This is a genomic window from Candidatus Nitrospira neuquenensis, from assembly GCF_979578155.1.
Genome location: NZ_CEFZDU010000012.1, coordinates 13,575 through 36,210, shown reverse-complemented (window position 1 = coordinate 36,210; position 22,636 = coordinate 13,575). Strand labels below are relative to the sequence as shown.

At 70.8% G+C, this 22,636-nt stretch carries 23 protein-coding genes; 8 read left to right on the top strand and 15 right to left on the bottom strand.

The window, feature by feature from the left end; translation table 11 throughout:
* From AC1U7O_RS06850 to AC1U7O_RS06815, 8 genes are all read right to left on the bottom strand, one after another.
* Nucleotides 1-783: a TlyA family RNA methyltransferase gene (locus AC1U7O_RS06850; protein WP_479893963.1), complete on the bottom strand. Its 783-nt coding sequence runs from the start codon at nt 781-783 to the stop codon at nt 1-3.
* A gap of 64 nt (nt 784-847) precedes the next feature.
* Nucleotides 848-1,126, bottom strand: a complete 279-nt coding sequence (gene xseB / locus AC1U7O_RS06845) for an exodeoxyribonuclease VII small subunit (RefSeq protein ID WP_479893962.1) — start codon at nt 1,124-1,126, stop codon at nt 848-850.
* 58 nt (nt 1,127-1,184) lie between these two features.
* A complete protein-coding gene (gene xseA, locus AC1U7O_RS06840) occupies nt 1,185-2,537 on the bottom strand; it encodes an exodeoxyribonuclease VII large subunit (protein ID WP_479893960.1) in 1,353 nt (450 codons plus the stop codon).
* A 59-nt stretch (nt 2,538-2,596) separates the two neighbouring features.
* The gene (locus AC1U7O_RS06835) at nt 2,597-3,376 is read right to left on the bottom strand and encodes a TIGR00282 family metallophosphoesterase (protein ID WP_479893959.1); all 780 of its coding nucleotides are present in this window, start codon (nt 3,374-3,376) and stop codon (nt 2,597-2,599) included.
* A 38-nt stretch (nt 3,377-3,414) separates the two neighbouring features.
* Nucleotides 3,415-4,998, bottom strand: a complete 1,584-nt coding sequence (gene rny / locus AC1U7O_RS06830) for a ribonuclease Y (protein ID WP_479893958.1) — start codon at nt 4,996-4,998, stop codon at nt 3,415-3,417.
* A gap of 536 nt (nt 4,999-5,534) precedes the next feature.
* Complete coding sequence (locus AC1U7O_RS06825; RefSeq protein WP_479893957.1) at nt 5,535-5,831, bottom strand: cell division protein ZapA; 297 nt, start codon at nt 5,829-5,831, stop codon at nt 5,535-5,537.
* Nucleotides 5,824-6,078, bottom strand: coding sequence for a cell division protein ZapB (zapB, locus tag AC1U7O_RS06820; protein ID WP_479893956.1), 255 nt, complete (start codon nt 6,076-6,078; stop codon nt 5,824-5,826). Before zapB ends, AC1U7O_RS06825 begins: the two co-directional genes overlap by 8 nt.
* An 87-nt stretch (nt 6,079-6,165) precedes the next feature.
* Nucleotides 6,166-8,391: a lytic transglycosylase domain-containing protein gene (locus tag AC1U7O_RS06815; protein WP_479893954.1), complete on the bottom strand. Its 2,226-nt coding sequence runs from the start codon at nt 8,389-8,391 to the stop codon at nt 6,166-6,168.
* A 188-nt stretch (nt 8,392-8,579) separates the two neighbouring features.
* On the opposite strand from AC1U7O_RS06815, the gene AC1U7O_RS06810 reads away from it, so the two are divergent.
* The 5 genes from AC1U7O_RS06810 (at nt 8,580) to larE (ending at nt 13,928) form a co-directional block, all read left to right on the top strand.
* Nucleotides 8,580-8,960 (top strand): DUF433 domain-containing protein, encoded by a 381-nt coding sequence (locus tag AC1U7O_RS06810; protein WP_479893953.1) that lies wholly within the window; start codon nt 8,580-8,582, stop codon nt 8,958-8,960.
* A gap of 235 nt (nt 8,961-9,195) precedes the next feature.
* Nucleotides 9,196-10,305 carry a dual-specificity RNA methyltransferase RlmN gene (gene rlmN / locus AC1U7O_RS06805; protein WP_479893952.1) on the top strand — a complete coding sequence of 370 codons (1,110 nt, stop codon included), beginning with the start codon at nt 9,196-9,198 and terminating at the stop codon, nt 10,303-10,305.
* 57 nt (nt 10,306-10,362) lie between these two features.
* Nucleotides 10,363-11,730, top strand: coding sequence for a M16 family metallopeptidase (locus AC1U7O_RS06800; RefSeq protein WP_479893951.1), 1,368 nt, complete (start codon nt 10,363-10,365; stop codon nt 11,728-11,730).
* Nucleotides 11,727-13,067, top strand: a complete 1,341-nt coding sequence (locus AC1U7O_RS06795) for a M16 family metallopeptidase (RefSeq protein ID WP_479893950.1) — start codon at nt 11,727-11,729, stop codon at nt 13,065-13,067. The genes AC1U7O_RS06800 and AC1U7O_RS06795 overlap by 4 nt, the downstream gene beginning before the upstream one ends.
* Nucleotides 13,068-13,133: 66 nt before the next feature.
* A complete protein-coding gene (gene larE / locus AC1U7O_RS06790; protein ID WP_479893949.1) occupies nt 13,134-13,928 on the top strand; it encodes an ATP-dependent sacrificial sulfur transferase LarE in 795 nt (264 codons plus the stop codon).
* Between the two features lie 58 nt (nt 13,929-13,986).
* On the opposite strand, the gene atpF is transcribed toward larE, so the two are convergent.
* The 5 genes from atpF to AC1U7O_RS06765 form a co-directional block, all read right to left on the bottom strand.
* Nucleotides 13,987-14,502 carry a F0F1 ATP synthase subunit B gene (atpF, locus tag AC1U7O_RS06785; protein ID WP_479893947.1) on the bottom strand — a complete coding sequence of 172 codons (516 nt, stop codon included), beginning with the start codon at nt 14,500-14,502 and terminating at the stop codon, nt 13,987-13,989.
* 132 nt (nt 14,503-14,634) lie between these two features.
* Nucleotides 14,635-14,865 carry an ATP synthase F0 subunit C gene (atpE, locus tag AC1U7O_RS06780; RefSeq protein ID WP_479893946.1) on the bottom strand — a complete coding sequence of 77 codons (231 nt, stop codon included), beginning with the start codon at nt 14,863-14,865 and terminating at the stop codon, nt 14,635-14,637.
* 105 nt (nt 14,866-14,970) lie between these two features.
* A complete protein-coding gene (locus AC1U7O_RS06775; protein WP_479893944.1) occupies nt 14,971-15,714 on the bottom strand; it encodes a F0F1 ATP synthase subunit A in 744 nt (247 codons plus the stop codon).
* 38 nt (nt 15,715-15,752) lie between these two features.
* On the bottom strand, nt 15,753-15,971 hold the full coding sequence (locus tag AC1U7O_RS06770) for an AtpZ/AtpI family protein (protein ID WP_479893943.1): 219 nt from the start codon (nt 15,969-15,971) through the stop codon (nt 15,753-15,755).
* 114 nt (nt 15,972-16,085) lie between these two features.
* A complete protein-coding gene (locus AC1U7O_RS06765; protein ID WP_479893941.1) occupies nt 16,086-17,588 on the bottom strand; it encodes a PAS domain S-box protein in 1,503 nt (500 codons plus the stop codon).
* A 160-nt stretch (nt 17,589-17,748) separates the two neighbouring features.
* On the opposite strand from AC1U7O_RS06765, the gene AC1U7O_RS06760 reads away from it, so the two are divergent.
* The gene (locus AC1U7O_RS06760; RefSeq protein ID WP_479893940.1) at nt 17,749-19,221 is read left to right on the top strand and encodes an anthranilate synthase component I family protein; all 1,473 of its coding nucleotides are present in this window, start codon (nt 17,749-17,751) and stop codon (nt 19,219-19,221) included.
* A gap of 150 nt (nt 19,222-19,371) precedes the next feature.
* Nucleotides 19,372-20,244: an aminotransferase class IV gene (locus tag AC1U7O_RS06755; protein ID WP_479893939.1), complete on the top strand. Its 873-nt coding sequence runs from the start codon at nt 19,372-19,374 to the stop codon at nt 20,242-20,244.
* Here the strand turns inward: AC1U7O_RS06755 and nadB are convergent.
* Nucleotides 20,177-21,862 (bottom strand): L-aspartate oxidase, encoded by a 1,686-nt coding sequence (nadB, locus tag AC1U7O_RS06750; RefSeq protein WP_479893937.1) that lies wholly within the window; start codon nt 21,860-21,862, stop codon nt 20,177-20,179. The genes AC1U7O_RS06755 and nadB overlap by 68 nt on opposite strands.
* Nucleotides 21,859-22,365: a hypothetical protein gene (locus AC1U7O_RS06745; RefSeq protein ID WP_479893936.1), complete on the bottom strand. Its 507-nt coding sequence runs from the start codon at nt 22,363-22,365 to the stop codon at nt 21,859-21,861. The genes nadB and AC1U7O_RS06745 overlap by 4 nt, the downstream gene beginning before the upstream one ends.
* Before the next feature lie 158 nt (nt 22,366-22,523).
* Between AC1U7O_RS06745 and AC1U7O_RS06740 the strand changes: the two genes are divergently transcribed.
* Nucleotides 22,524-22,619: an AURKAIP1/COX24 domain-containing protein gene (locus AC1U7O_RS06740; protein WP_479893934.1), complete on the top strand. Its 96-nt coding sequence runs from the start codon at nt 22,524-22,526 to the stop codon at nt 22,617-22,619.
* Nucleotides 22,620-22,636: the final 17 nt, after the last annotated feature.

The following is a 22,636-nucleotide window of genomic DNA, read 5'->3' as shown; positions in this document are numbered from 1 at the left end:
TCATGACCCGCCCGTCTCCGTCGCCGCGGCGCCGGTCCGCCGCCATGCGACCAGCACTTCGCGATTGCCCTTCCGCCCGTGGACCGGCGAATCCATGATCCCCAGCGGCGCGAGCCCCAACCCGGCCGCGCAGGCCAGCACCTTCTCCACCGCCCCCCGGCGACGCCCTTCGTCCCTGACGATGCCCCCGCGCCCGACCCGGCCCTTGCCGACCTCGAACTGCGGCTTGACCAGGGCCACGACCGTCGCGTCGGGCGTCAAAAACCGCAGGACGCAGGGCAGCACCAGCGTCAGCGAGATGAACGACACGTCTACCACCGCGAAAGCCACCGGCTCGGGAACCGCGGCGGGCTCCAGATGCCGGATGTTCGTCCGATCGAGGATCACCACCCGCCCATCCTGGCGCAGCCGCCAATCGAGCTGGCCGTAGCCGACGTCCACGGCGTAGACGCGGCGCGCCCCCCGCCGCAGCAGACAGTCGGTGAAGCCGCCCGTCGAGGCGCCCACATCCACCGCGACCAGCCCCTCGGGCGAGAGGGCGAAGGCGTCGAGCGCGGCCGCCAGTTTGGCCCCGGCGCGACTGGCGAACTCCTCGCCCTGCCGCGCGACTTCGATTCGAGCCCCGGCCGGCACCGGCCTGGCCGGTTTGTCCGCGAGGGCCCCGTCCACGCGCACCGCCCCGGCCAAAATCAGCCGGCCGGCCTGCTCGCGGCTCTCCGCGAGCCCCCGGGCGACGAGGACGCAATCCAACCGTTCCCGGCCGGCCGCCGGCTTCGGGGGCATTGTCTTGGTCATGGTCGAGTGCGGGAAACCGGAGGGAGCGCCGGGGGAACGGCCGCGCCGGCCGCTAGTCGGAGTCCGACGGTTCCTCCGCCATGCGGTCTTCCAGACTGTAGGCGCGGAGCCGCCGCTTCCCGTCCTTGTCCTGGATCAGGATCTCCACCTTGCGCTCGGCGTCGTCGAGCATCTTAAGGCAGGTCTTCGACAGCTTGATGCCCTCCTCGAAGATCTTGAGGGACTCGTCCAGCGGCAGGTCCCCGCGCTCCAGCTCCCCCACGATCGTCTCGAGACGAGCCATCGCATCCTCGAACTTCAGAGCCGCCACCGCGTCCTCCCTGGTCGTCACGCCCGCTCGCCGAACACTCGGCGCGTATTATAGCCCGCCGGCGAACGGGACGGTCAAGCTATTCCGGGTCGGGCACCGTCTCACGGACTTCGCACCCGAGACGGCCGCGGGCCAGCCGCACCAGGAGCGCCTCGCCGGTCGAAACCTGGCGGGCATCCCGCACAATTCGCCCGTCGGCGGCCCGTTGGACCAGAGCGTACCCCCGGCCGAGCACGGCCAAGGGACTCAGGCTGTCCAGGCCGGCCGCCAGGGACCGCGCCGCCTGCCGCTTCAAGGTCAGGGCGGCGAGCAACGCCTGCTCCGCACGCTTGCCGAGCTGGGGCAGGACGCCGAGCGCACGGCGGACGCGGGCCAGCGGGCTCCGGACCTCGAGCCCGTGCTGGCCATCCACCAGCCGCGCCCGCGCGGCCCGCAGGGCCGCGTCCACCGCCGCGGCGAGCCCGGCCGTCGCGTCGTCGAGCCGCTGGGCCTCCCGCTGGACCCGTGACCGCAGGGCCGAGCCGACCCGCTCGGCGTCGGCCACCCGGTGACGGAGCAGCACCAGGTGGTTCGTGAGCGCCCGCGCGGCCCGCCCGGCCAGGTCCCGGACCTGCCGCAGGAGGTCGTCGAGGACCGGCGCCACGGCCTCGGCCGCGGCGGAGGGCGTCGGCGCCCGGTAGTCGGCCGCGAAGTCCGCCAGCGTGTAATCGATCTCGTGGCCCACGGCGGAGACGACGGGCACCGGCGACGCCGCGATCGCCCGCACGACGACCTCCTCGTTGAAGCACCACAGGTCCTCCAGCGAGCCGCCGCCGCGGCCGACGATGAGCACGTCCACCTCCCCGGAGGCGCCCAGCGCCCGTATGGCCTCGGCGATCTGCGGCGCCGCTCCCTCCCCCTGCACGGGCACGGGCGCGATGATGACGCCGAGGATCGGACAGCGCCGCGTGAGCACGGTCAGCATGTCGCGGATCGCCGCTCCCGACGGCGAGGTCACCAGCCCGACCCGGCGCGGGAGGAACGGGAGCGGCCGCTTGCGCGCCTGATCGAACAGCCCCTCTTCGGCCAGCCGTTCCTTGAGCTGCTCGAAGGCGAGCTGGAGGGCCCCGACGCCCTTGGGCTCCAGGTGCTCGACGATCACCTGATACTCGCCGCGCGGCTCGTAGACGCCGAGCCGGCCGCGGACGATCACCTGCAGCCCCTCCTTGAGCACGAACCGCAGGCGCTGACCGACGCCGCGGAAGAGCACCGCCCGGACCTGGGCCGACCGATCTTTCAGGGTGAAGTAGAGATGCCCCGAGCCGGGGGCGCGGAGGTTGGACAGCTCGCCCTCGAGCCAGAAGTCCGGAAATTCCGCCTCGAGCCGCTCGCGGACCAGAGCCGTGAGCTCGCTCACGGTGAGGAGGCGTCTGGCGTTCGGGCCGACGGGCATGCGCCCCCTGACCTCGACTCAGACCGCGGGACGGACCGGCGCGGGCGTCCGGCCGCCGGTCACTCGGGAATCCGCAGGCGCTGGATGCTCACCGCCTTGCCCAGCGCCGCGTCCACTTCCACCAGCGCCGCGCAGAACAGCGCGGGCCCGGCGGCCACCTCGAAGCGGCGGGGCATCTGGGTCAGGAACTTCTCGATCGCCAATTCCTTCTTGATCCCGATCACGGAATGGATCGGCCCCGTCATCCCGATGTCGGTGAGGTAGGCCGTTCCCTTGGGCAGGATCTGCTCGTCGGCCGTCTGGACGTGGGTGTGCGTGCCCACCACGGCGGAGACCTCGCCGTCGAGGAAGTGGCCCATCGCCATCTTCTCGCTGGTCGTCTCGGCGTGCATGTCCACGATGATCGCCCGGGTATCCCGCCGCAGCCGCGCTACCTCCCGGCGGGCGGTCTGGAAGGGACAGTCCAGCGTCGGCATGAAGGCCCGGCCCATGAGCTGCAGGACGGCAACCCGCTCGCCGCCCGCCGTCTCCACGACGAGGCTGCCCGCGCCGGGGACGCCCTCCGGGTAGTTGGCGGGACGGAGCAGCCGCGGCTCCCGCGCGATGTAGGGCAGGATCTCCTTCTTGTCCCAGGCATGGTTGCCGGTCGTGACCACGGCCAGGCCCAGGTCGAACAGCTCCTGCGCGAGCTCGGGCGTGATCCCGAACCCGCCGGCGACGTTCTCACCGTTGCCGATGACGAGGTCCACCCCGTGCTGCCCCACGACGCGGTGCAGGGTCCGCGCGATGGCCCGCCGCCCCGGCTCACCCATGATGTCGCCGATGAACAGGACTTTCATCGTGGGCCTACCATCCCCGACGCCTCACGCTTCACGGGTCATTTCGCCACGTCCACGAAGCGGCTCTCGCGGATCACCGTCACCTTGATCTGGCCCGGATAGGTCAGCTCCTGCTCGATCTTGCGGGCCAGCTCCCGTGACAGCAGCGAGGACTCCGCGTCGCTGACCTCGTCGTGGCGCACGATCACCCGGATCTCCCGCCCGGCCTGGATCGCGTAGGCCTTCTGCACGCCCTTGAAGGCCGTGGCGAGGGACTCCAGCTTCTCCAGACGCTTGACGTAGGACTCCAGCGCCTCCCGCCGCGCGCCGGGGCGGGCGGCCGACAGGGCCTCGGCCGCCGCGACCAGCACGCTCTCCGGACAGATGGGCTCCACCTGCTCGTGGTGCGCCGCGATCGCGTTGACGACCTTCGGCGACTCGCCGTACCGCTTGGCGAGGTCCGCGCCGAGCATCGCATGCGGCCCCTCCTCCTCCTGGCTCACCGCCTTGCCGATGTCATGCAGCAACGCGCCGCGCTTGGCCAGCTTGACGTCCAGCCCCAGCTCCGCCGCCATGGTCCCGCAGATGTAGGCCGCCTCCCGGGCGTGGTAGAGGTTGTTCTGGCCGTAGCTGGTCCGGTACTTGAGCCGACCCAGGATCCGGACGATCTCGGGGTGGAAGTCCGCCAACCCGACCTCGTAGATGACCTTCTCCGCCTCCTCGACCATCAGCTTGTCGAGCTCGGCCTTGACCTTCTCGACGATCTCCTCGATCCGCGTCGGGTGGATGCGGCCGTCCTGCATGAGCCGCTCGAGCGAGATCTTGGCGATCTCGCGCCGCAGGGGGTCGAACCCGGAGATGATCACCGCCTCCGGCGTCTCGTCGATGATCAGGTCGATCCCCGTCGCCGCCTCGATCGCCCGGATGTTCCGCCCCTCGCGGCCGATGATCCGGCCCTTCATCGCGTCGTTCGGGATCGGCACGACGGAGATCGTGGCCTCCGACACGTAGTCCCGCGTGACCCGCTGGATGGACCGGGCGATGATCTCCCGCGCCTCCCGCTCCGCGTTCTCCCTGGCCTCGTCGATGATGCGCTTGGCCACGCCGGCGGCCTCGAGCCGGGCCTCGCTCTCGATCTCGGCCAGGAGCTGCCGCTTGGCCTCCTCCACGGTCATCCCGGCCACCCGCTCGAGGGCCTGCCGGTGCTCCCGCACGAGCTGCTCGCAGGCGGCTTCCCGCGCCGCCAGCGCCTCCTCGCGCCGGGCCAGCGCCTGGTCGCGCTTCTGAGCCTCCGCCTCGCGCTTCTCGACCGCGCCGGCCTTCCGCTCCAGCGCCTCCTCGCGCTGGAGCAGCCGCTTCTCCTGGGTCCCGATCTCGGCCTGCTTCTCCCTCTGCTCCCGCTCCAGCTCGGCCCTGGCCTGGAACAGCAGGTCCTTGGCCTCAAGCCGGGCCTCCTTGATGACCGTGTCCGCCTCGCGCTCGGCGCCCTGCGTGATCTGGCGGCTCTGCTCCTCCGCCCGCTGCCGGCTGGCCAGCAACGATTTCCGCCAGAGAGCCAGGTACAAGCCCACGCTCACCGCGCCGCCGAGGATCGCGACGCCCACATATGTCAGGATGCTCGTCACAATGGTCTCCACCCCCATTTCGGCCTGGAACGGTCGGTTCCGTTCAGGCGACGGCGGCCAGAGGGCGACGGGTGAGGAGAGGACCCGCCTTCGGGGAAGGCCCCGATCGGGGAGGGGAGAGGACGGACGGAGCGCCGCGAGGCTGGAAGCCCGTTACCCGACGCGAGACCGCAGAGCGAGCCGAGGTCGCCCCCTGGCCAGGACGGGGGCCAAGCCGCCCCTCACCCCCTCGGATCCGATCCGCAGGGAGAGAGGCCCCGGGCTCGACCAGGATGGACACGTCCTTGGGATGGATGGCCTGTGACGGGAGGCCGGGACGCACAGGCGCGCGGCCCGCACCACGACCCCGACGAATGCTCTGCAGACATGCCGCAACCGGCTTAGAAACCGCAGCATAGGTTCACGTTCAGGAACGTTGCCGACCTGTGGATATCGCCCTGTGCCGTCTCTCCGCACCCGACGCCGAATCTCGCACAACCTCGTCTACGTCCCCACCCAACCGGGTGGGATGGTCGTACGGTACCAGATGGTCCGGGGCATTGCAAGCCGCTCCTTCACCGATGCCGCGCGCCCGAGAGCTGCTGCTCGATCGAGGCCAGGAGCGAGGCGGCGCGGTGCTCGATATCGGCCTCCTCCTCGCGCAGACGCGCCTCGGCCTGGAAGAACTCATGGGCGATGTTGAAGGCGGCCAGGACGGCCAGCTTGGCCGGCGTGGAGTTCTTCATCCCCTTGGACACCCGCTGCATCTGCTCATCCACGTAGGCGGCGAGCTTCTTGATGTAGGCCGCGTCGCCCTCGCCCTTGACCGTGTACCGCTGTCCGAAAATCTCGACCTCGACGGGCCTAGTCAAGCGCCACCTCCCTGGCCTCCTCCGCCCCGTCCAGCGTGTCCAGTTCGCGCAGGACCTTTTCGATCCGCTTCTTGATGTCCGTCCGCTCTTCCTCCCAGCGGTGGTTCGCCTCTTCCTGCCGGTGCAGCCGCTCGTGCGCGGCCCGCAGCTCCTTCTGCAGCTTCTCGTTCGACCGTCTGAGGTCCTGGATCAACTCGATCAGCCCGCGGACCCGCTTCTCCAGCGCCTCCATGGTGTCCAACGGCATGCCTCTCCCTTCGCCGGGCGATCGGCCGGCGCTTCCCCGCCGGCCACGCACCCCTCACGCGGCCCGTCGGCGTGGGTTATAGGAAGTTCAGCAGACCTTGTCAAGCGACGTTCCGGCGGCGCAGGCGGCGCGCCCGAGGCGCTGGTACTCGCGCCAGCTCCGCACGACGCGCTTGACATACTGGCGGGTTTCCTGGAAGGGGATCAGCTCGACGAACTCGTCCGCCTCCCGACCGCCGGCTTTGGCGATCCAGGAGGACACGGCCGCCGGGCCCGCGTTGTACGCGGCGACCGCATAGACCACGTTCCCGTCGTACTGGCGCAGCAGGTTCCCGAGGTAGGCGACGCCCAGCCGGACGTTCGTCGCCTCGTCGAAGAGGTCCTCGCGGACCACGTCGGCGCCGCCGAGCTGCTTGGAGACGGTCTGCGCCGTCTGCGGCATGAGCTGCATCAAGCCGATCGCGCCCACGCGGGAGACCGCGCGGGCGTCGTACTGGCTTTCCTCGCGGATCAGCGCCGCCACGAGGAAGGGGTCCACCCGGTCGCCCGCGTGCGTCCGGATCAGGGGCAGGTGCCCGCTCGGGTAGGCGACGCGCCAGAGCGACGGCGGAAGGCCGTCGCCGCCCCGCTCGATGGGGTCGCGGAAGTAGAGCCGCGCGATCCGGAGGGCCTGGCTGTGCGCGCCCGCCTCACTGAGCCGGGCGGCGAGCGAGAGGAGCAGACGCCGGTTGCCCGCGAACCGATCGAGGACCGCGGCCAGTTCGCGGCCCGCTTCCGCGTCGAGGCCCAGGTGCTGGAGCTCCACCGCCCGCCGGTAATGGACGTCGGCCACGATCGCCTCGTCCCCCCCCGGCGCCGGGGCGGCCGGCGGCACTTCCGCCGGCGCCGACACCGGTATCGGCATCCCGCCCCGAGCTTGGGCCTGCTGGCAATAATAGGTGTAGGGCGCCTGCCGACAGAGCTGGCGGTACCGCTCGGCCGCACCGCCGTCGCTCATCCGTTCCAGGGCCCGCGCGGTCCAGTAGAGCGCCTGGGGCGCCGGCACGCCCTCGTCCTTGCCGGCCGCCAGCCTCTCGAAGGTCTCGGCAGCCTGTCGGTACCGCCCGTTCTTGTAGTGAATCCAGCCGATCCGCCACAGGGCCTCCGCCCGCTGGCCTCCGCCCACCTGGACCGCCTCTTGGTACTGGGCCAGGGCCGGCTCGTCCTGCCCCTGGTCCTCGTACCAGGCTCCGACGATCATCAGCACGGACGCCTTCTGCTCGGTCGTCAACTGGTGCTTGGCGAGGCCCTGCCGGAGCGCGAGGAGCCGGTCGCCCTCCTGCTGCCGCAGATAAATCCGCGCCAGCCAGACGACGGCCTCGCCCTGGCCCGTGCCCGGCGAGACGGCCAGCTCCTGGAACACCGGCTTGGCCTGGTCGTAGCGCTTCAACCGGGCCAGGGAGGTACCGAGCCGCAGTCGCGCCGCGTCCCGTTGCGGGTGGCCCGGCGCGGCGGCGAGGAACAGGTGGAACTCCTCCACCGCCTCCGCGTGGAGCGCCAGCCCCGCGAAGACCTGGGCCCGCTCGTACCGGTCCTCCGGCGCCGGCTGCCAGGCGACGCCGTTGCCGCCGCTCCGGCGCAGGCGCAGCTCGGCCTCCCGCGCCTCCGCCGTCTGGGGATACCGCACCCAGAGCTGCCGGAGCGACGCGACCGCCTCGGACGACTTCCCCAGCTTCGCCTGACAGTCCGCCAGCAGTAGGATCGCGGCCGGCGTGGTCGGTTCCTGCGGCCCGACGGCCACCGCCCGCGCGAGCCACTCCGCCGCGCGGCCGCACTGATCCTGGCGCGCCCAGGCTTCGCCCGCCCTCAACGAGAGCCGCGCCTCCAACAGGGTGTCCGGCACCGCCTCCTGGATGGACTCCAGCCAGCCGGCCGCGCGAGCCGGCTCGCCCTCGTTGAGCAGCGCCTCGCCCATCCAGAGCCGCAGATAATCGTCAAGAACCGGGAAATCCCGGCGCGCCGGCCGGAGAAACTCGATCGCCTCGGCCGGCTGGGATTGCAGCAGCAGCACCCCGCGGAGCAGTCCCGCGCGACGCGCCCACACCGATCCCGGATGCCGCTCCTGGACCAGCCGGAGCCGCTCCACCTGGGCCTGGAGCTGGTCACCGCGCAGGCGCCCGGCGGGCCGCGCCGCCAGCGCCGCACGGTAGCAGGCCTCCGCCGTGTCGCAGGCGGTGTCGGCCGGAGACTCGGTCGGCGCGGAGGAAGCGGAGGACAGCGGGATCAGGACGAGGAGCAGGAGCGCCGCCGCCAGCCGGCAGGCGGAGAGGCCCACGAGGGATGGAAGGCGATCCGGGGGAAACACCGACAAAGTATAGCAGAGCGCGCGGAAGGGGGTCCATGCGGGTTCAGGGGGCCCGCAGCGCGAGTTCAGCGGCTATTCGCCCTTCCTGGCGGCCGACACGCCGCTTGCCGGTGTGCCTCCCCGACATACCATGTGCGCCGAGAAAACGGAGGGACGCCATGAACGAACAGGCCCTCTTGCAGCACATCACCCTCAACCCGAAGATTTTCGGGGGAAAACCCATCCTCCGGGGGCGCAGGCTTGCCGTCGAGCATATCCTGGGAATGCTGGCGTGCGGTCTTCCGCACGTCGGCATCGTCCGGCTGGTCGATCAACCGGCGAGAAGACAGGCGTCGGTTTCCCTGCGGGTGCTTGACGAAGCGCCGTTGACCTGCCTCGGAGCCGTGCCTTGCGCCTCCTTCGCAGGGCCCGCCCTGAGCCTGGTAAATGACTGTAGCGGGTGGCGAGGGAGGGCGCCGGGCCGGGCCGGAATCAGAGCGGAGCGCGTAAGCGATGCGCCCGGGGCACCTGCTCGACATGCTGGACGAGCCAGAGCATAGGAGGTCCTCGTGTTGCGTCCCGTCAATCAGTGCGTCATTTTGGCCAAGGCCGCCGAGCGGCCGCGAGCCGGAATCCAGGAAGGGGGCCCGAGTCTTGATGCCGGCCCCGGATTGAACATGTCCGGGGCACACTGTCCGCCGGCATGACGATGCCGCGAATTTGTGGGACGCCACACTAACGGGGGCCGGCCGACCTCCGCCTTGTTCCGTCCTTTCCCCCGTGTTAGCCTGGCCCATGGTCACGCGCGCCGCTGCCCCCTCCGCCCCGTCCCCCGTCAACCTCCTGAGCCTCGACCGGCAGGCGGTCGAGCGGCTCGCGGCCGACCTGGGCTGGCCCCGGTATCGGGCGAAGCAACTCCTCCGCTGGCTCTATCAGAAGCGGGTCCGCGACATCGGCCGGATGACCGACATTCCCAAAGCCGACCGGGACCGCCTCGCCGCCGCAGCCCGCATCGGCCGGTTCGACGAGGGCCAGGTCCTCCGCTCGGCGGACGGCACGAGGAAATTGCTCTTCCGCCTGGAGGACGGCCTCCGGGTCGAGAGCGTCCTGATCCCGGACGGGGATCGCCTCACCCTCTGCCTCTCGACCCAGGTCGGCTGCACGCTGGACTGCGGCTTCTGCCTGACCGGCACGATGGGCCTGAAGCGCAACCTCAAGGCCCACGAGATCGTGGACCAGGTCTTGAGCGTCCAGGACCGGCTGGAGCCGGGCGAGCGGCTGACGAACCTCGTCCTCATGGGCATGGGCGAGCCGCTCGCCAACCTGGCGGAGGTCTCCGCCGCGATCGCGCGGCTGACCGACGCCGCTTGGGGCGTCGGCATCCCCCCGCGGCGGATCACGCTGTCCACCGCCGGCCTCGCCTCGCGCCTGCAGCACGTGGCGGCGCTCGGGGTCAACCTCGCCGTGTCCTTGAACGCGACGACCGACGCCCAGCGCGATCGCCTCATGCCCGCGGTCAACCGCCGCTATCCCTTGAAGGCGCTGCTCGACGCCTGCCGCGCCTACCCGCTCCCGCCCCGGCAGAAGCTGACCTTCGAATATGTCCTGCTCGCGGGCGAGAACGACGGCGAGGCGGACGCTAAGCGGCTCGCGCGCCTCCTCGCCGGCCTCCGCTGCAAGGTGAACCTGATTCCGTTTAACCCCTTCGAGGGGAGCCCCTACCGGCGGCCGGAGGATACGGCCGTCCTGCGCTTCCAGGCCGTGCTGCGGCGGGCCGGCCTCGACGCCCTCATCCGCAAGAGCAAGGGCCGCGACGTGCTGGGCGCCTGCGGGCAGCTCGGCGAGCCGCCGCTGCTCGTGCCGGCCCGCCGCCGCGCCTTGACACCGGCCGAAGCCGGTTGCTAGCATGCGCCACGCTCGGAACGGGGTTCACCGATCAGCCCGCGGCCGTAGCGTCCATCCATGATGATCCGCCGAGTCGTCCCGATCCTCCTCACGATCTGGCTGACGAGCGTGCCCGACGCGGCTCGGGCGGGCGAGGTCCATGAGTACGTCCTCGCCAACGGGATGAAGGTCCTCCTCGTCGAGGAGCCGAAGGCGCCGGTCGCCACCGTCCAGGTCTGGTTCAAGGTCGGCTCCCGGAACGAGGTGCTCGGGCGCGCGGGCCTGTCCCACATGCTCGAGCACATGATGTTCAAGGGCACCGCGCGCTACCCCAAGGGCGTCTTCTCGCGCACGATCCGCAAGAACGGCGGCAACGACAACGCCTTCACGAGCCAGGACGCCACGGCCTACTTCGAGAACCTCGCCGCGGACCGCGTGCGGCTCGCGCTGGAGATGGAGGCCGACCGCCTGAACGGCCTGCTCCTCGACGAGCATGAATTCCAACTGGAGCGCGAGGTGGTCAAGGAGGAGCGCCGGCTGCGGTCGGAGGACGACCCGCAGGCCTTTCTCGTCGAGACCCTCTTCGCCCAGGCCTTCCTCATGCACCCCTACCACTGGCCGATCATCGGCTGGTTCCCCGACCTCGATGCGATGACGCGCGAGGACCTCAAGCGCCACTACGACACCTACTACGTCCCGAACAACGCGACGCTCGTCGTCGTGGGGGACATCAAGGCGGAGGCGCTGCTGCCGACGATCAGGCAGCTCTTCGAGCCGATCCCCAAGAAGCCCGTGCCGCCGGCTCCGACCGTCGTCGAGCCGGAGCAGATCGGCGAGCGCCGGGTCGTCGTGAAGCGCGAGGCCCAGGTGCCCTTCATCATGGCGGGCTACCGGGTGCCGAACTACACGAGCGAGGACTCCTATCCGCTGACGGTGCTGGAGTCCATCCTCGCCGGCGGGAAGAGCGCCAGGTTGTACCGGAGCCTGGTCTACGAGCAGAAGATCGCGCTGGCGGCCGGGGCCGAGTACAGCCGGCTGCAGGCCGACCCGGAGCTGTTCTACTGCTACCTCGTGCTCAAGCCGGGCGAGAAACTGGAGGCGGCGGAGCGCGCGCTGCACCGGGAGATCGAGCGCCTGCAGGCCGAGCCCCCGAGCGACGTGGAGCTGCAGCGGGCCAAGAACCAGGTGGAGGCCGCCTACATCTTCGGGCAGGATTCCAATTTCCGGCAGGCGATGCTGCTCGGCCAGGCCGAGACGGTCGGCGCCGGCTGGCGCGATGTCCGGGAATTCGTCGGCCGGCTGCGCACGGTGACCGCCGCGGACGTGCAGCGGGTCGCCCGCAAGTATTTCAGCGAGGACCGGCGCACCGTGGGCCTCCTGATTCCCGCGCCGCCGCCCCGGCAGGCCGCGGACGCCGGCGCGCCGGGACCGGGGGTGAACCAGTGAGCCGGGGCCTCGCCGTCGCCGCCGTCGTGGCGCTGCCGGTCCTGCTCGTCGCGGGCTTGCCGGCCGGCGCGGCCGAGCTCGCCCCGGTCCGGTTCGTCGCCCCCAACGGGCTCACGGTCCTCGTCCTGGAGCAGCATTCGCTGCCGATCGTCCAGGTCCAGGCCCTGGTCAAGACCGGCTCCGCCCGGGACCCGGAGGGCAAGGCGGGCCTGGCCAACCTCGTCGCCTCCCTGCTGGACGAGGGGACGGCGACCAGGTCCGCCAACCGGATCGCCGAGCAGATCGAGTTCGTCGGCGGCTCGCTCGCGGCCCGGGCCGGCGAGGACTTCACGACCGTCTCCGCGCGCGTGCTCACGAAGGACACGGACCTCGGCTTCGAGCTGCTGGCGGACATCCTGCTCCACCCGACCTTTCCCGAGCAGGAGCTGGAGCGGGTGCGCAGCCAGATCCTCGGGGAGATCCTGAGCGAGCAGGACGACCCCGGCACGGTCGCGGCCAAGGCCTTCAACCAGCTCGTCTTCGACGGCCATCCCTACCGCTGGCCGGTGAACGGAACGGAGCAGACCGTCCCGACCCTCACGCGCGCGGACGTCCAGGCCTTCTACGCCCGCGAGTACGTGCCGAACCGGACCATCCTCACCATCGTCGGCGACCTGTCGCCCGACCGGGCACGGGCCTTGGTCGAGAAGCACTTCGGCGCCTGGGCGGCGACCGAGCCGCCGAACGGCCGGGTCGGACAGCCGGCGCCCCTCGCCAAGCCGGTCGTCAAGCTGATCCCCAAAGACCTGACCCAGGCCACGATCATGGTCGGACACCTGGGCGTCAGCCGCGGGAACCCCGACTACTACGCCCTCGTCGTGATGAACTACATCCTCGGCGGCGGCGGCTTCTCCTCCCGGCTCATGGACTCGATCCGCGACAACCAGGGGCTGGCCTACGGCGTCAGCAGCCACTTCGACGCCAACCTGATGCCGGGCGCCTTCCAGGTCAGCCTGCAGACACGGAACGAGATGGCCAACCAGGCGATCGCCGGCGTGCTCGCGGAGATCAAGGGCATGCAGGAGCGGCCCGTGACCGACGAAGAGCTCGCCGACGCCAAGGCCTACCTGATCGGCAGCTTCCCCCTCCGGCTGGACACGACGGCCAAGCTGGCCGACGTGCTGGGGCAGGTCGAGTTCTACGGGCTGGGCCTGAACTACTTCACGGACTATCCCGCGTTGATCGAGCGCGTGACGAAGGAGGATGTCCTGCGCGTCGCGAAACAGTACCTCCACCCGGACCGCTATGCGCTCGTCCTGGTCGGCAACCTGGCCAAGGTGAAGGTGAAGGAAGAGTAGATTCGTGTCGAGGGGTGAGGGGCACGTTGACTTGCCGCTGACCGCTCGTCGCGCCAGTGCCGCCCGATGCCGGATTCCAAGCTTCAAACCCTGCACCGCCTGTTCGACGAGATGGGCTCGGTGCTGGTCGCCTACTCCGGCGGGATCGACAGCACCGTCGTCCTGAAGGTCGCGCACGATCGGCTCGGCGACCGGGTCGTCGGCGTGACCGCCGCCTCCCCCACCATGCCGGCGTCCGAGCTGGAGGAGGCCCGGCGCGTCGCCGCGGAGATCGGCGCCCCCCACCTCGTGATCGAGACCGATCAGCTCGCCCTCCCCGCCTTCGTCCGCAACGAGGCCGACCGCTGCTTCCACTGCAAGACGGACCTCTACGAGGCGATGGGCCGGCTCCGGGCAGAACGGAACGGCGGGGTGATCGTGGACGGGACGAACCTCGACGACCTCGGCGACGACCGGCCGGGCATCCTGGCGGCGCGACGGCTGGGCGTGCGGAGCCCCCTCGTCGAGGCGGAGCTGACCAAGCAGGACGTCCGCGACCTGGCCCGATCCCTGGGCCTTTCCATCTGGGACAAGCCCGCCGCCGCCTGCCTCTCCTCGCGCATCCCGCGCGGCATCGCCATCACCCGGGAGACGCTCCGGCGGGTGGAGCAGGCCGAGGCCTGCCTGCAGGAGGAGGGCTTCCGCCTGGTCCGCGTGCGGGACCAGGGCGAGACGGCGCGGATCGAGGTGGACCGCAAGGAGGTGCCGCGGCTGCTGGAGGAGCCGAGACGGTCGCGCGTCGCCGCGCGCCTGACGGCGCTGGGGTTCCGTCACGTGACGGTGGACCTGGAGGGCTACAAGCGGGGCGGGGCGAACTCGTGAGAGGGGAACCGTACCACGTGAGAGGCGGCAGGACGGGGTGGACCCGTTCCGTCACCCTTTACCCTTCACGCTTACGCCCGAAATCGGCGACGGCCGCAAGCGCTTCGTCCGCCATCCGCCTCGCGTCCGCGTCCGTGAGGCTCCGCCCGATCACCCGTTCCGCGACCAAGAGGGCCAGGTCCGTCGTCTCGCGGCGGATGTCCTCTAGCGCCTTGCGTCGCTCGTGCTCGATCTCCCGCATCGCCTCGCCCTTGATGCGCTCGGCGTCGGCCTGGAGGCGCTGCTCGTGCTCTTCCTGCAGGTGCTGGATGCGCTCCTTGGCGCCGGCGAGCAGCGCGTCCGCCTCGCGCGCCGCCGCGTTCAGCTTCGCTTCGTACTCCCGCAGCGTCCGCTCCGCCTCGGCCCGGTGCCGCTCCGCTTGCTCCAGGCTCTCCCGGATCTTCCGCTCCCGCGTCTCGAGCGCGCCGAGGATCGACGGGAAGGCGAACTTGTAGAGCACCCAGCAGAGGATCGCGAACGAGACGACCTCCCAGAAGATCAGCGACGAGAAAAACTGGCTTTCAAACTGTGGCATCTTCCACAAACCCCCGTGGCGCGGAATGCGGCACTCCGTCCTGAGTCTTGAGTAGTGAGTGTCGAGTTGCCACCTTCTTCACGGACTCAAAACGACAACCTCAAAACTCCTCGCACCTCGTCACCCGTCGCGTTACTTCCGGAGTCCCATGATGATGAAGGCGATGACCAGCCCGTAGAGGGCGATCGCCTCGACCAGCGCGAAGCCGATCCACATGTACTTGCCGACCCGGCCCTCCGCCTCCGGCTGGCGCGCGACCGCCTCGATCATCTTGCCGAAGATGTAACCGATCCCGACGCCGGCGCCCGCGAACCCGGCCGCCGCCAACCCCATGCCCAACAATGCCGACGCTGCTGCATCCATCGCTTGAAGTCCTCCGGTTTTGAGTGGTGGGTTTCTGGTTTGGAGTGTCGGGGTGACGCCCGTGGAGCACTCACCCCGCGACACGCATCGCTCGCAACTCCCGAATCAATGCGCCTCCCCGTGCCCGTGCAGCGTGATCGCGTCGCCGAGGTACACGCAGGACAGGATCGTGAAGATGTACGCCTGGATGAACGCGATGCCGACCTCCAGCCCGTTCATCGCGATCGTGAACGCGAAGGGCAGCCAGCCGATCAGGAGCCCCCCGCCGAGCGCGAGCCCGAAGAGCACGCCCAGGATCGTGTGCCCGGCGGTCATGTTGGCGAACAGCCGCACCGCGAGCGAGATCGGCCGCGCGAGCTGGCTGATGAGCTCGATCGGGACCATGAGCGGGAGCAGCCAGCCCGGCGTGCCCGGCGGCACCAGGATGCCGAGGAACTTCACGCCGTGCATCGCGAACCCCAGCGCGAGGCTGAGCCCGTACACCGCGAGCGCGAAGGCCCCCGTGACGACGATCTGGCTGGTCACCGTGTAGGTGCCGGGGATGAGGCCGAGGAGGTTACAGAACAGGATGAAGACGAACAGCGTGGCGATCAGCGGGAAGAAGCGCATCCCGGCCTGCCCCATCGTCTCCAGGATCATCCCGCGGATGAAGTCCACGAAGATCTCGGCCAGGCTCTGGAGCTTGGTCGGCACCAGCCCGCGCGCGCCGGCCGCGGCCAGGAACAAGCCGGCCACGAGCGCGACCACGACCCACATCATGAGCACGGCCTTGTTGATGGAGATGTCGAGGCCGAAGAGCGAGATCGGGATGATCTGATGCAGCTCGAAGGGGTGGAGCGGATTGTCCATCGGATACGCTTCGCCGTGTCTTTGTGGTTAGGGACGGGCTATTTCGACCACCGCTGGGCGCCGCGGATCACGTTCCGAACCCCGGCGATCGTACCGAGAACCAACCCCGCGACCAGGCCCCAGGGCCCCGAAGCGAACAGGTAGGTATCGAGCAGCCAGCCCAGGCCGCCCCCGACGATCAGCGCGGCCAGCAGCTCGGTGCCGAGCCGCACCGCCTGCCCCAAGCCCGCATAGAACGGATCCGTCGAGGGCGGCATTCTCTGTGACGGGCGCCGCGCGGGACGAGCCCCGGCGGCCGACCAAGAGCCGCCATTCAAGCAAAATCCCGAGCGAAAAGTCAAGGCGCGCGTGGACGAGACCGTGAAGCGGGATCACCGGCCGACCGGCGCCTCGGGATCCTCCCGGTTGAAGAGGTCGGGGCGGCTCTCGCGCAGCTTCGGGTAGAGGTCGGGGTAGAGGCGCCGGACGCAGTCCGGGCAGATGCCATGGCTGAACTCGGCCTCCGAATGCCGGCTGACATAGGTCTCGATCTGGTCCCAGTAGCCGCGGTCGTCGCGGACCTTCTTGCACGAGGCGCAGATGGGCAGCAGCCCCTTGAGCGTCTTGATGTTGCGCAGCGCCTCCTTGAGCTCCCCGATCACCTGCTCGCGCTCCAGTTCGACTTCCTTGCGCTTGAGGAACTGCCCGATCTGGCTGCCCAGGTCCCCAAGCAGGTCCAGGAGCTGCCGGTCTGGCGGTTGCGTCCGCCGGCTGTAGCATTCCACGACCCCGACCACCGCGGTTTCGATCAGGATGGGAAAGGCGAAGGCGCCGGACAGCCCCGACCGGGCGGCGGCCGCGGCCCGCGGGAAGTTGGCATCGTGGACCGCGTCGACGATCCAGGCCGCCTCGCCGGACTCCCAGACGCGGCCGGGCAGCCCGACCCCGCGCGCCATTCCGCTCGCCAGGCTCATCTCCCTGAAGGCCGTCGCCTCCAGCCCCGGCGCGGACCAGATGCCCGCGCAGCGGAGCACCCGGTTGGGCTTGTCCAGCAGCCAGATCGCCGCCACGTCCCAGCCGATGCCCTCGCCGAGCGCCTGCAGGACATTCGGCACGGTTTCGGCAAGAGTCCTCGCCCCGGCCAACAGCCTGGTGACCTCGTGGATGGCGGCCAGGTACCGCTCCATCTCCTTCCGCGAGGTCACGTCGCGCAGGATGACCGTGAACAGCCGGTCTCGCCCCAGCGTGAGCTTCGAGATGGAAGCTTCGGCGGGAAACTCCTCGCCGTCCTTGCGGCGCCCGTACACCTTGCCCCGTTGACCCATCGGTCGGCTCGTCTCCGCCGCCTGCGCGAAGTCGCGTAGGTGTCCGTCGTGCGCGGCGATGAAGCGATCGGGGAGGAGCCGCGCCAGAGGCTGCCCCAACATCTCGGCGGCCGTCCAACCGAAGACCCGCTCCGCGCCACGGTTGAAGAGGCGGATGCGATGGGCTTCGTCCACGGACACGATGGCGTCGTCCGCGAGGTCGATGATGCCGGCGAACCGCGCCTCGGCTTGCCGGGCGGCCTCCTCCGACGCCAGGCGCTTCGCCATCAGCAGGGCCACCACCCAGATGACGCCGACGGCCGCCGTACGATTGAACAACACCACGTCCCACGGCGCGCTGGCCGCCGGGGAGAACAGGGCGCCCAGGACCGTGAGGAGCGTGCAGCCCGCCGCCATCCGGAGGAGGCCGCGCCGGGTGGCGGTGCCGAAGGCGAGGATCAGGGGCGCCAGATAGAGGATGCCCATGGCCTTGCCCAGGGGAATCGACAGGTCGAGCAGGAAAATTCCCGCCGCCAGCGCCACCGCGAGAGGAACGTCGGCCGCCTTGTGCCAATCGAAGAAGCCGATCATCGGGCAGGGTCTCCGGAAAACCTGAACTGGTGTACCCGCCTCCGCCGGGCAAGTCAATCTGGGCCCGGCACGGAGGATCTCCCGGGGTGTCCGTCGGGCGGGTGCGGGGCCGCGTGCCGGCCCCCTGGCCTCCCGTCCCGCCCTGTGTTACAACCAGCCCATGATTCACCCATCCCGCGCCGGCTTTCTGTCGGAGGAGCGGCCGGCGCCGCTGGTCTTGACGATTCCGCAGCCGCCCGCGGACCCCTTCGCGCTCTACCGCCGGATCGCCCGGCCGGGCCGGCCCTCCTTCCTCCTCGAGAGCGGGCGGGGGGCGGAGGCCACCGCGCGCCATTCCTTCCTGGGCGCCGAGCCCTACCTGGTCCTCTCCGGCAAGGCAGACCGTTACGAGCTGCGGACCGGCGACCGGGTGACCCGGCACGAGGGCGATCCCTTCGCGGCGTTGGCCGGGCGGCTCCGCGCTTCCCGACTGCCCCGTCCGCCCGGCCTCCCGCCCTTCTTCGGCGGCGCGGTCGGCTATCTGAGCTACGACCTCGCGCGCCGCTTCGAGCGGCTCCCGAGCCTGGCCGTGGACGACCTGGGCCTGCCCGACCTGGAGTTTGCCTTCGTGGAGCTGCTGGCCGCGCTCGACCATGAGGCCGGCACCCTGTCGGTGATCTTCGCGCCGCCGGTCGAGCGGCTGCTGGGCGAGTCCAGGGACAAGCTCTACCGGGAGGGCTGCGACCGGCTGGCCGCGCTGGCGGCCCGGCTCTCGGCCGCCCCGGCCGACCGGCCGGGCCCGCGACCCGCCCCCTTCGCCGTCCGGCCGGACCGGCCCCGCGACGACTACCTGGCCGGCGTGGCGCGCGTGCAGGAGCTGATCCGCGCCGGCGATCTCTACCAGGCCAACCTGTCGCAGCGCTTCACCTTCGACCTGGGCGACCAGCCGGCGACGGGGCCGGGCGCGCTCGGCGCGGCGCTGTACGCCCGCCTCCGGCTGGTGAACCCCTCGCCCTTCGCCGGCCTCATGGTCTTCGACGACCTCTGCCTCGTCAGCTCGTCGCCGGAGCGACTCGTCCGCCTCCAGGGACGGCGGGCCGACACCAGGCCGATCGCCGGCACCCGCCCCCGCGGGCGGACCCCGGCCGAGGACCGGCGACTGACCGCCGAGCTGGTGCTGAACGAGAAGGAGCGGGCCGAGCACCTGATGCTCGTGGACCTGGAGCGGAACGACCTCGGCCGCGTCTGCCGCTATGGGACGGTGCGGGTGGACGAATTCATGGCCGTCGAGCGCTACTCCCACGTCAGCCACATCGTCTCCAACGTCGGCGGCGAGCTCCGGGACGGGCTGGACGGCTTCGACCTGCTGCGGGCGATGTTCCCCGGCGGGACGATCACGGGCGTCCCGAAGGTCCGCTGCATGGAGGTGCTGGACTCCCTGGAGCCGGTCCGGCGCGGCCCTTACACCGGCTCGCTCGGCTACCTGAGCTGGAGCGGCGACCTGGACTTCAACATCCTGATCCGCACGCTGGTGCTCGCGCGGGGCCGCGGCTCCCTGCAGGTCGGCGCGGGCATCGTGGCCGACTCCGACCCGGCCCGCGAGTACGACGAGACGCTCTACAAGGCCCAGGCGCTGCTGGAAGCGCTGACATGACCCGACGCTCCGGCAGTCCACCCTCAGCCTCGTCATTCCGGCCCCGCGGATCAAGTCCGGGGCAGGCTCGCCGGAATCCAGATGGACCCCGGATCGAACCCGTCCGGGGTGACGGCCTTGCTGGCGGCTGACCGCTGAGAGTTCTCTGCCATGTGGATCTTCCTCAACGATCGCTTCGTGGACCGGAAGGAGGCCGTCGTCTCGGTCTTCGACCACGGGTTTCTGTACGGCGACGGCGTGTACGAGACGCTGCGGGCCTACGGGGGCCGGATCTTCATGCTCCCGCGGCACCTCGCGCGCCTGGAACGCTCGGCGCAGCTCATCGGCCTCACGCCGCCCCTCGCCGAGAAGGACTGGGGCCCGCTCCTGGCCGAGGCGATGCGGCGCAACGGGATCGCCGACGCCTACCTGCGCATCACCATCTCGCGGGGCGAGGGCGAGATCGGGCTCGATCCGGCGCTCTGCCCGCGGCCGACCCTCGTGGTCATCGCCAAGCCCTACGTCCCCTACCCCGCGCGCCTCTTCGAGGAGGGCGTGGACCTCGCGATCGTGGCGGTGCGGCGGAACCTGCCGGCCGCGCTCCCGCCGGAGGTCAAGTCGCTGAACTTCCTGAACAACATCCTGGCGAAGCAGGAGGCCATCGCCGCCCGCGCCTTCGAGGGGCTCCTGCTGACCGCGAGGGGCGAGCTGGCCGAGGGGACGACCAGCAACCTCTTCTTCGTGCGGGACGGCCGCCTCTGCACCCCGGCGGCGGAGGGCGACATCCTCGGCGGCATCACCCGCGAGGTCGTGCTGTTGCTGGCGCGGGAGGCGGGCCTGCCGACGGAGGAGGGCCGCTACACGCCCGAGGCCCTGCGGGCGGCGGAGGAGTGTTTCCTGACGAACACGACGATGGAGATCATGCCGGTCGCGCGCGTGGACGGCGCGCCCGTGGGCGCGGGGCGGCCCGGCTCCCTCACGCGCCGGCTGCGCGACCTGTTCCGGGCGAACCTGCCCCGCTTCCTCTTCGATCCGCGAGCCTGACGACGCGCCGCGGCGGCGGGGGCGCGACCGGCTCCCCGCCCCGCTGGATGCGGCTGTGCTCCGTGCGCCCCCCTTTCCTCATGTCCGGAAAATCCGCGCGGTAGTGGGCGCCGATGCTGTTCTCCCGCCAGAGCGCCGCCTCGGCGATGCCGTGCGCGACGTGGACCATGTTCTTGACCTCCAGGTCGCGGCGGGTGAGGAAGGGCCCCTCGACCAGCCGCTGCCAGCGGGAGAGCTGGGCCACGGCGGCGGCGAGGGAATCGCCGGTCCGCACGAGGCCGACCTTGCCCCACATCAGCCGGCGCAGCGAGCTGCGGAGCTTGTCCGCGTCCTCCAGCGCGACCGGCGGCCGCCCGTCCAGCTCTTCCACGGAGGGGCAGGCCCCCTCCTCCCCCGACCGCCGGGCGGCCGCCGCCCGCGCGGCGCGGGCGCCGAACACGAGTCCCTCCAGCAGCGAGTTGCTCGCCAGCCGGTTCGCGCCGTGCACGCCGCTGCAGGCCACCTCGCCCGCCGCGTAGAGGCCGGGCAGGCTCGTGGCGCCGTCCGTGTCCGTCCGCACGCCCCCCATCATGTAGTGGGCGCTCGGCGAGACGGGAATCCACTCCTCGGTGATGTCGATGTCGTAGCGGAGGCAGGTCGCGTAGATCGTCGGGAACCGCCGGCGCACGAAGCCCGCGCTCAGGTGCGTCACGTCCAGATAGACGTGCCGGGCGCGCGTCGCGGCCATCTCCGACCAGATGGCCCGCGCCACGATGTCTCGCGGCGCCAGGGCGCCGGCCGAATGGTAGCGGTGCATGAACAGCTCGCCCTTGATGTTGCGGAGTTGCCCGCCCTCGCCCCGGATGGCCTCTGAGAGGAGGAAAGGCGGGCTGGAGGGCAGGTAGAGGGCGGTCGGATGGAACTGGACGAACTCCATGTCCTCCAGCACCGCGCCCGCGCGCCAGGCCATGGCCATGCCGTCGCCGGTCGCGTTGGGCGGGTTCGTCGTCCGGGCGTAGACCTGCCCCGCGCCGCCCGTGGCGAGCACGACCGCGCGGGCGGGCACGACCGCGCGGGCGCCGCTCTCCTCCTCCAGCACCAGCGCGCCGCGGCAGACGCCGTCCACCACGATCAGGTCCACGGTGAAATGGTGGTCCAGCCAGCCGATGGTCTTCCGCTGGCGGGCCTGCGCCATGAGCACGCGGACGATCTCGTTGCCGGTCGCGTCTCCGCGCGCGCGCAGGATGCGGCTGCGGCTGTGCGCGGCCTCGCGCGCGAAGGCGAACTTGCCGCCGATCTTGTCGAAGCGCGCGCCCCAGCCGATCAGCTCCTGGATGCGGTCGGGCCCCTCCTCCACCAGGACGCGGACCGCCTCCCGCCGGCAAAGGCCGTGTCCGGCCTTGAGCGTGTCGGTCAGGTGGATGGCGACGTCGTCCTCCTCGCTGATCGCGACGGCGACCCCGCCCTGGGCGTAGATCGAGCTGCTCTCCAGGGGATGGCCTTTGGTGAGGATGACCACGCGGCCGTGCCGGCTGAGCTCGATGGCGGCGCGCAGCCCGGCCACGCCGCTCCCGATCACCAGGAACTCGGCTTCCGGCACCCAGGCGGCGCGGCGGACGGTCCGACGGATCGCCGTCATGTGCCCTTCCCGGCCGGCGTGCCCTCGCCCTCGGGATGGCGGGTGGACATCCCGAAGAAGAGGTCTCCCTCGATGCCCCGGAGCATGATGGACTGCATCCCGACCCAGCGGAGCACCCCGTGCCCGCGCTCGCGGATGCCCGGGTCCTCGGGGCGCCGCTTCCAGTTGCCCTGCCAGTGCACGAACACGTGGATGGTGTCCCCCTCGATCACGATCCGCTCGATGGACAAATCCAGCGTGATCTCCTCGAACTGCTCGAAGTCCCGCTCGATGTCGACCCCCGTGCGGTCCAGGGCCGCGACGGGCAGGATGAGCTTGTGCAGGGTGGACCGGTCCTTCTCCGCGTAGGCCTTCCGCAGCGACTCGACGGCGGCGTCGATGTTCTGGTAGCGGAGGTGGTCGGCGGGGTACCGAATCTCCTTTTTCGAGCAGGCCGCGAGGGGGAGGCCGGCGGCGGCCAGGGCCCCGACCAGGACCCAGACCGCGATGCGCGTGTGGAGCATGCGGGAGTATAGGGAGCCCGCGGCGGAGCCGTCAAGCCGCGGTCCTTGACACCCCGCGCGCCGCCGTGATAGACAACCCGGTCCCGCGGGGCCGGATCGCGGCTTCCTTGCGTTTGCGCGACGGACCCTCTACACTCTGCCACCCCAGGAGTCCTTGCATGTCGAGCGTGCTCAAGAAGCGCCGCAAGAAGATGCGGAAGCACAAGCACAAGAAGCTGCGCAGGCGCATGAAGTTCGCGCGGCGCCGGAGCTAGGCGCGGCTCCGCCCGAG

Excerpts from the sequence above, each read along its gene's own strand:
- AC1U7O_RS06850 (WP_479893963.1), bottom strand. The coding sequence starts at position 783 with ATGCCCCCGAAGCCGGCGGCCGGCCGGGAACGGTTGGATTGCGTCCTC.
- xseA (WP_479893960.1), bottom strand. The coding sequence starts at position 2,537 with ATGCCCGTCGGCCCGAACGCCAGACGCCTCCTCACCGTGAGCGAGCTC.
- AC1U7O_RS06835 (WP_479893959.1), bottom strand. The coding sequence starts at position 3,376 with ATGAAAGTCCTGTTCATCGGCGACATCATGGGTGAGCCGGGGCGGCGG.
- rny (WP_479893958.1), bottom strand. The coding sequence starts at position 4,998 with ATGGGGGTGGAGACCATTGTGACGAGCATCCTGACATATGTGGGCGTC.
- zapB (WP_479893956.1), bottom strand. The coding sequence starts at position 6,078 with ATGCCGTTGGACACCATGGAGGCGCTGGAGAAGCGGGTCCGCGGGCTG.
- AC1U7O_RS06810 (WP_479893953.1), top strand. The coding sequence starts at position 8,580 with ATGAACGAACAGGCCCTCTTGCAGCACATCACCCTCAACCCGAAGATT.
- rlmN (WP_479893952.1), top strand. The coding sequence starts at position 9,196 with ATGGTCACGCGCGCCGCTGCCCCCTCCGCCCCGTCCCCCGTCAACCTC.
- AC1U7O_RS06800 (WP_479893951.1), top strand. The coding sequence starts at position 10,363 with ATGATGATCCGCCGAGTCGTCCCGATCCTCCTCACGATCTGGCTGACG.
- larE (WP_479893949.1), top strand. The coding sequence starts at position 13,134 with ATGCCGGATTCCAAGCTTCAAACCCTGCACCGCCTGTTCGACGAGATG.
- atpF (WP_479893947.1), bottom strand. The coding sequence starts at position 14,502 with ATGCCACAGTTTGAAAGCCAGTTTTTCTCGTCGCTGATCTTCTGGGAG.
- atpE (WP_479893946.1), bottom strand. The coding sequence starts at position 14,865 with ATGGATGCAGCAGCGTCGGCATTGTTGGGCATGGGGTTGGCGGCGGCC.
- AC1U7O_RS06775 (WP_479893944.1), bottom strand. The coding sequence starts at position 15,714 with ATGGACAATCCGCTCCACCCCTTCGAGCTGCATCAGATCATCCCGATC.
- AC1U7O_RS06770 (WP_479893943.1), bottom strand. The coding sequence starts at position 15,971 with ATGCCGCCCTCGACGGATCCGTTCTATGCGGGCTTGGGGCAGGCGGTG.
- AC1U7O_RS06765 (WP_479893941.1), bottom strand. The coding sequence starts at position 17,588 with ATGATCGGCTTCTTCGATTGGCACAAGGCGGCCGACGTTCCTCTCGCG.
- AC1U7O_RS06760 (WP_479893940.1), top strand. The coding sequence starts at position 17,749 with ATGATTCACCCATCCCGCGCCGGCTTTCTGTCGGAGGAGCGGCCGGCG.
- AC1U7O_RS06755 (WP_479893939.1), top strand. The coding sequence starts at position 19,372 with ATGTGGATCTTCCTCAACGATCGCTTCGTGGACCGGAAGGAGGCCGTC.
- nadB (WP_479893937.1), bottom strand. The coding sequence starts at position 21,862 with ATGACGGCGATCCGTCGGACCGTCCGCCGCGCCGCCTGGGTGCCGGAA.
- AC1U7O_RS06745 (WP_479893936.1), bottom strand. The coding sequence starts at position 22,365 with ATGCTCCACACGCGCATCGCGGTCTGGGTCCTGGTCGGGGCCCTGGCC.
- AC1U7O_RS06740 (WP_479893934.1), top strand. The coding sequence starts at position 22,524 with ATGTCGAGCGTGCTCAAGAAGCGCCGCAAGAAGATGCGGAAGCACAAG.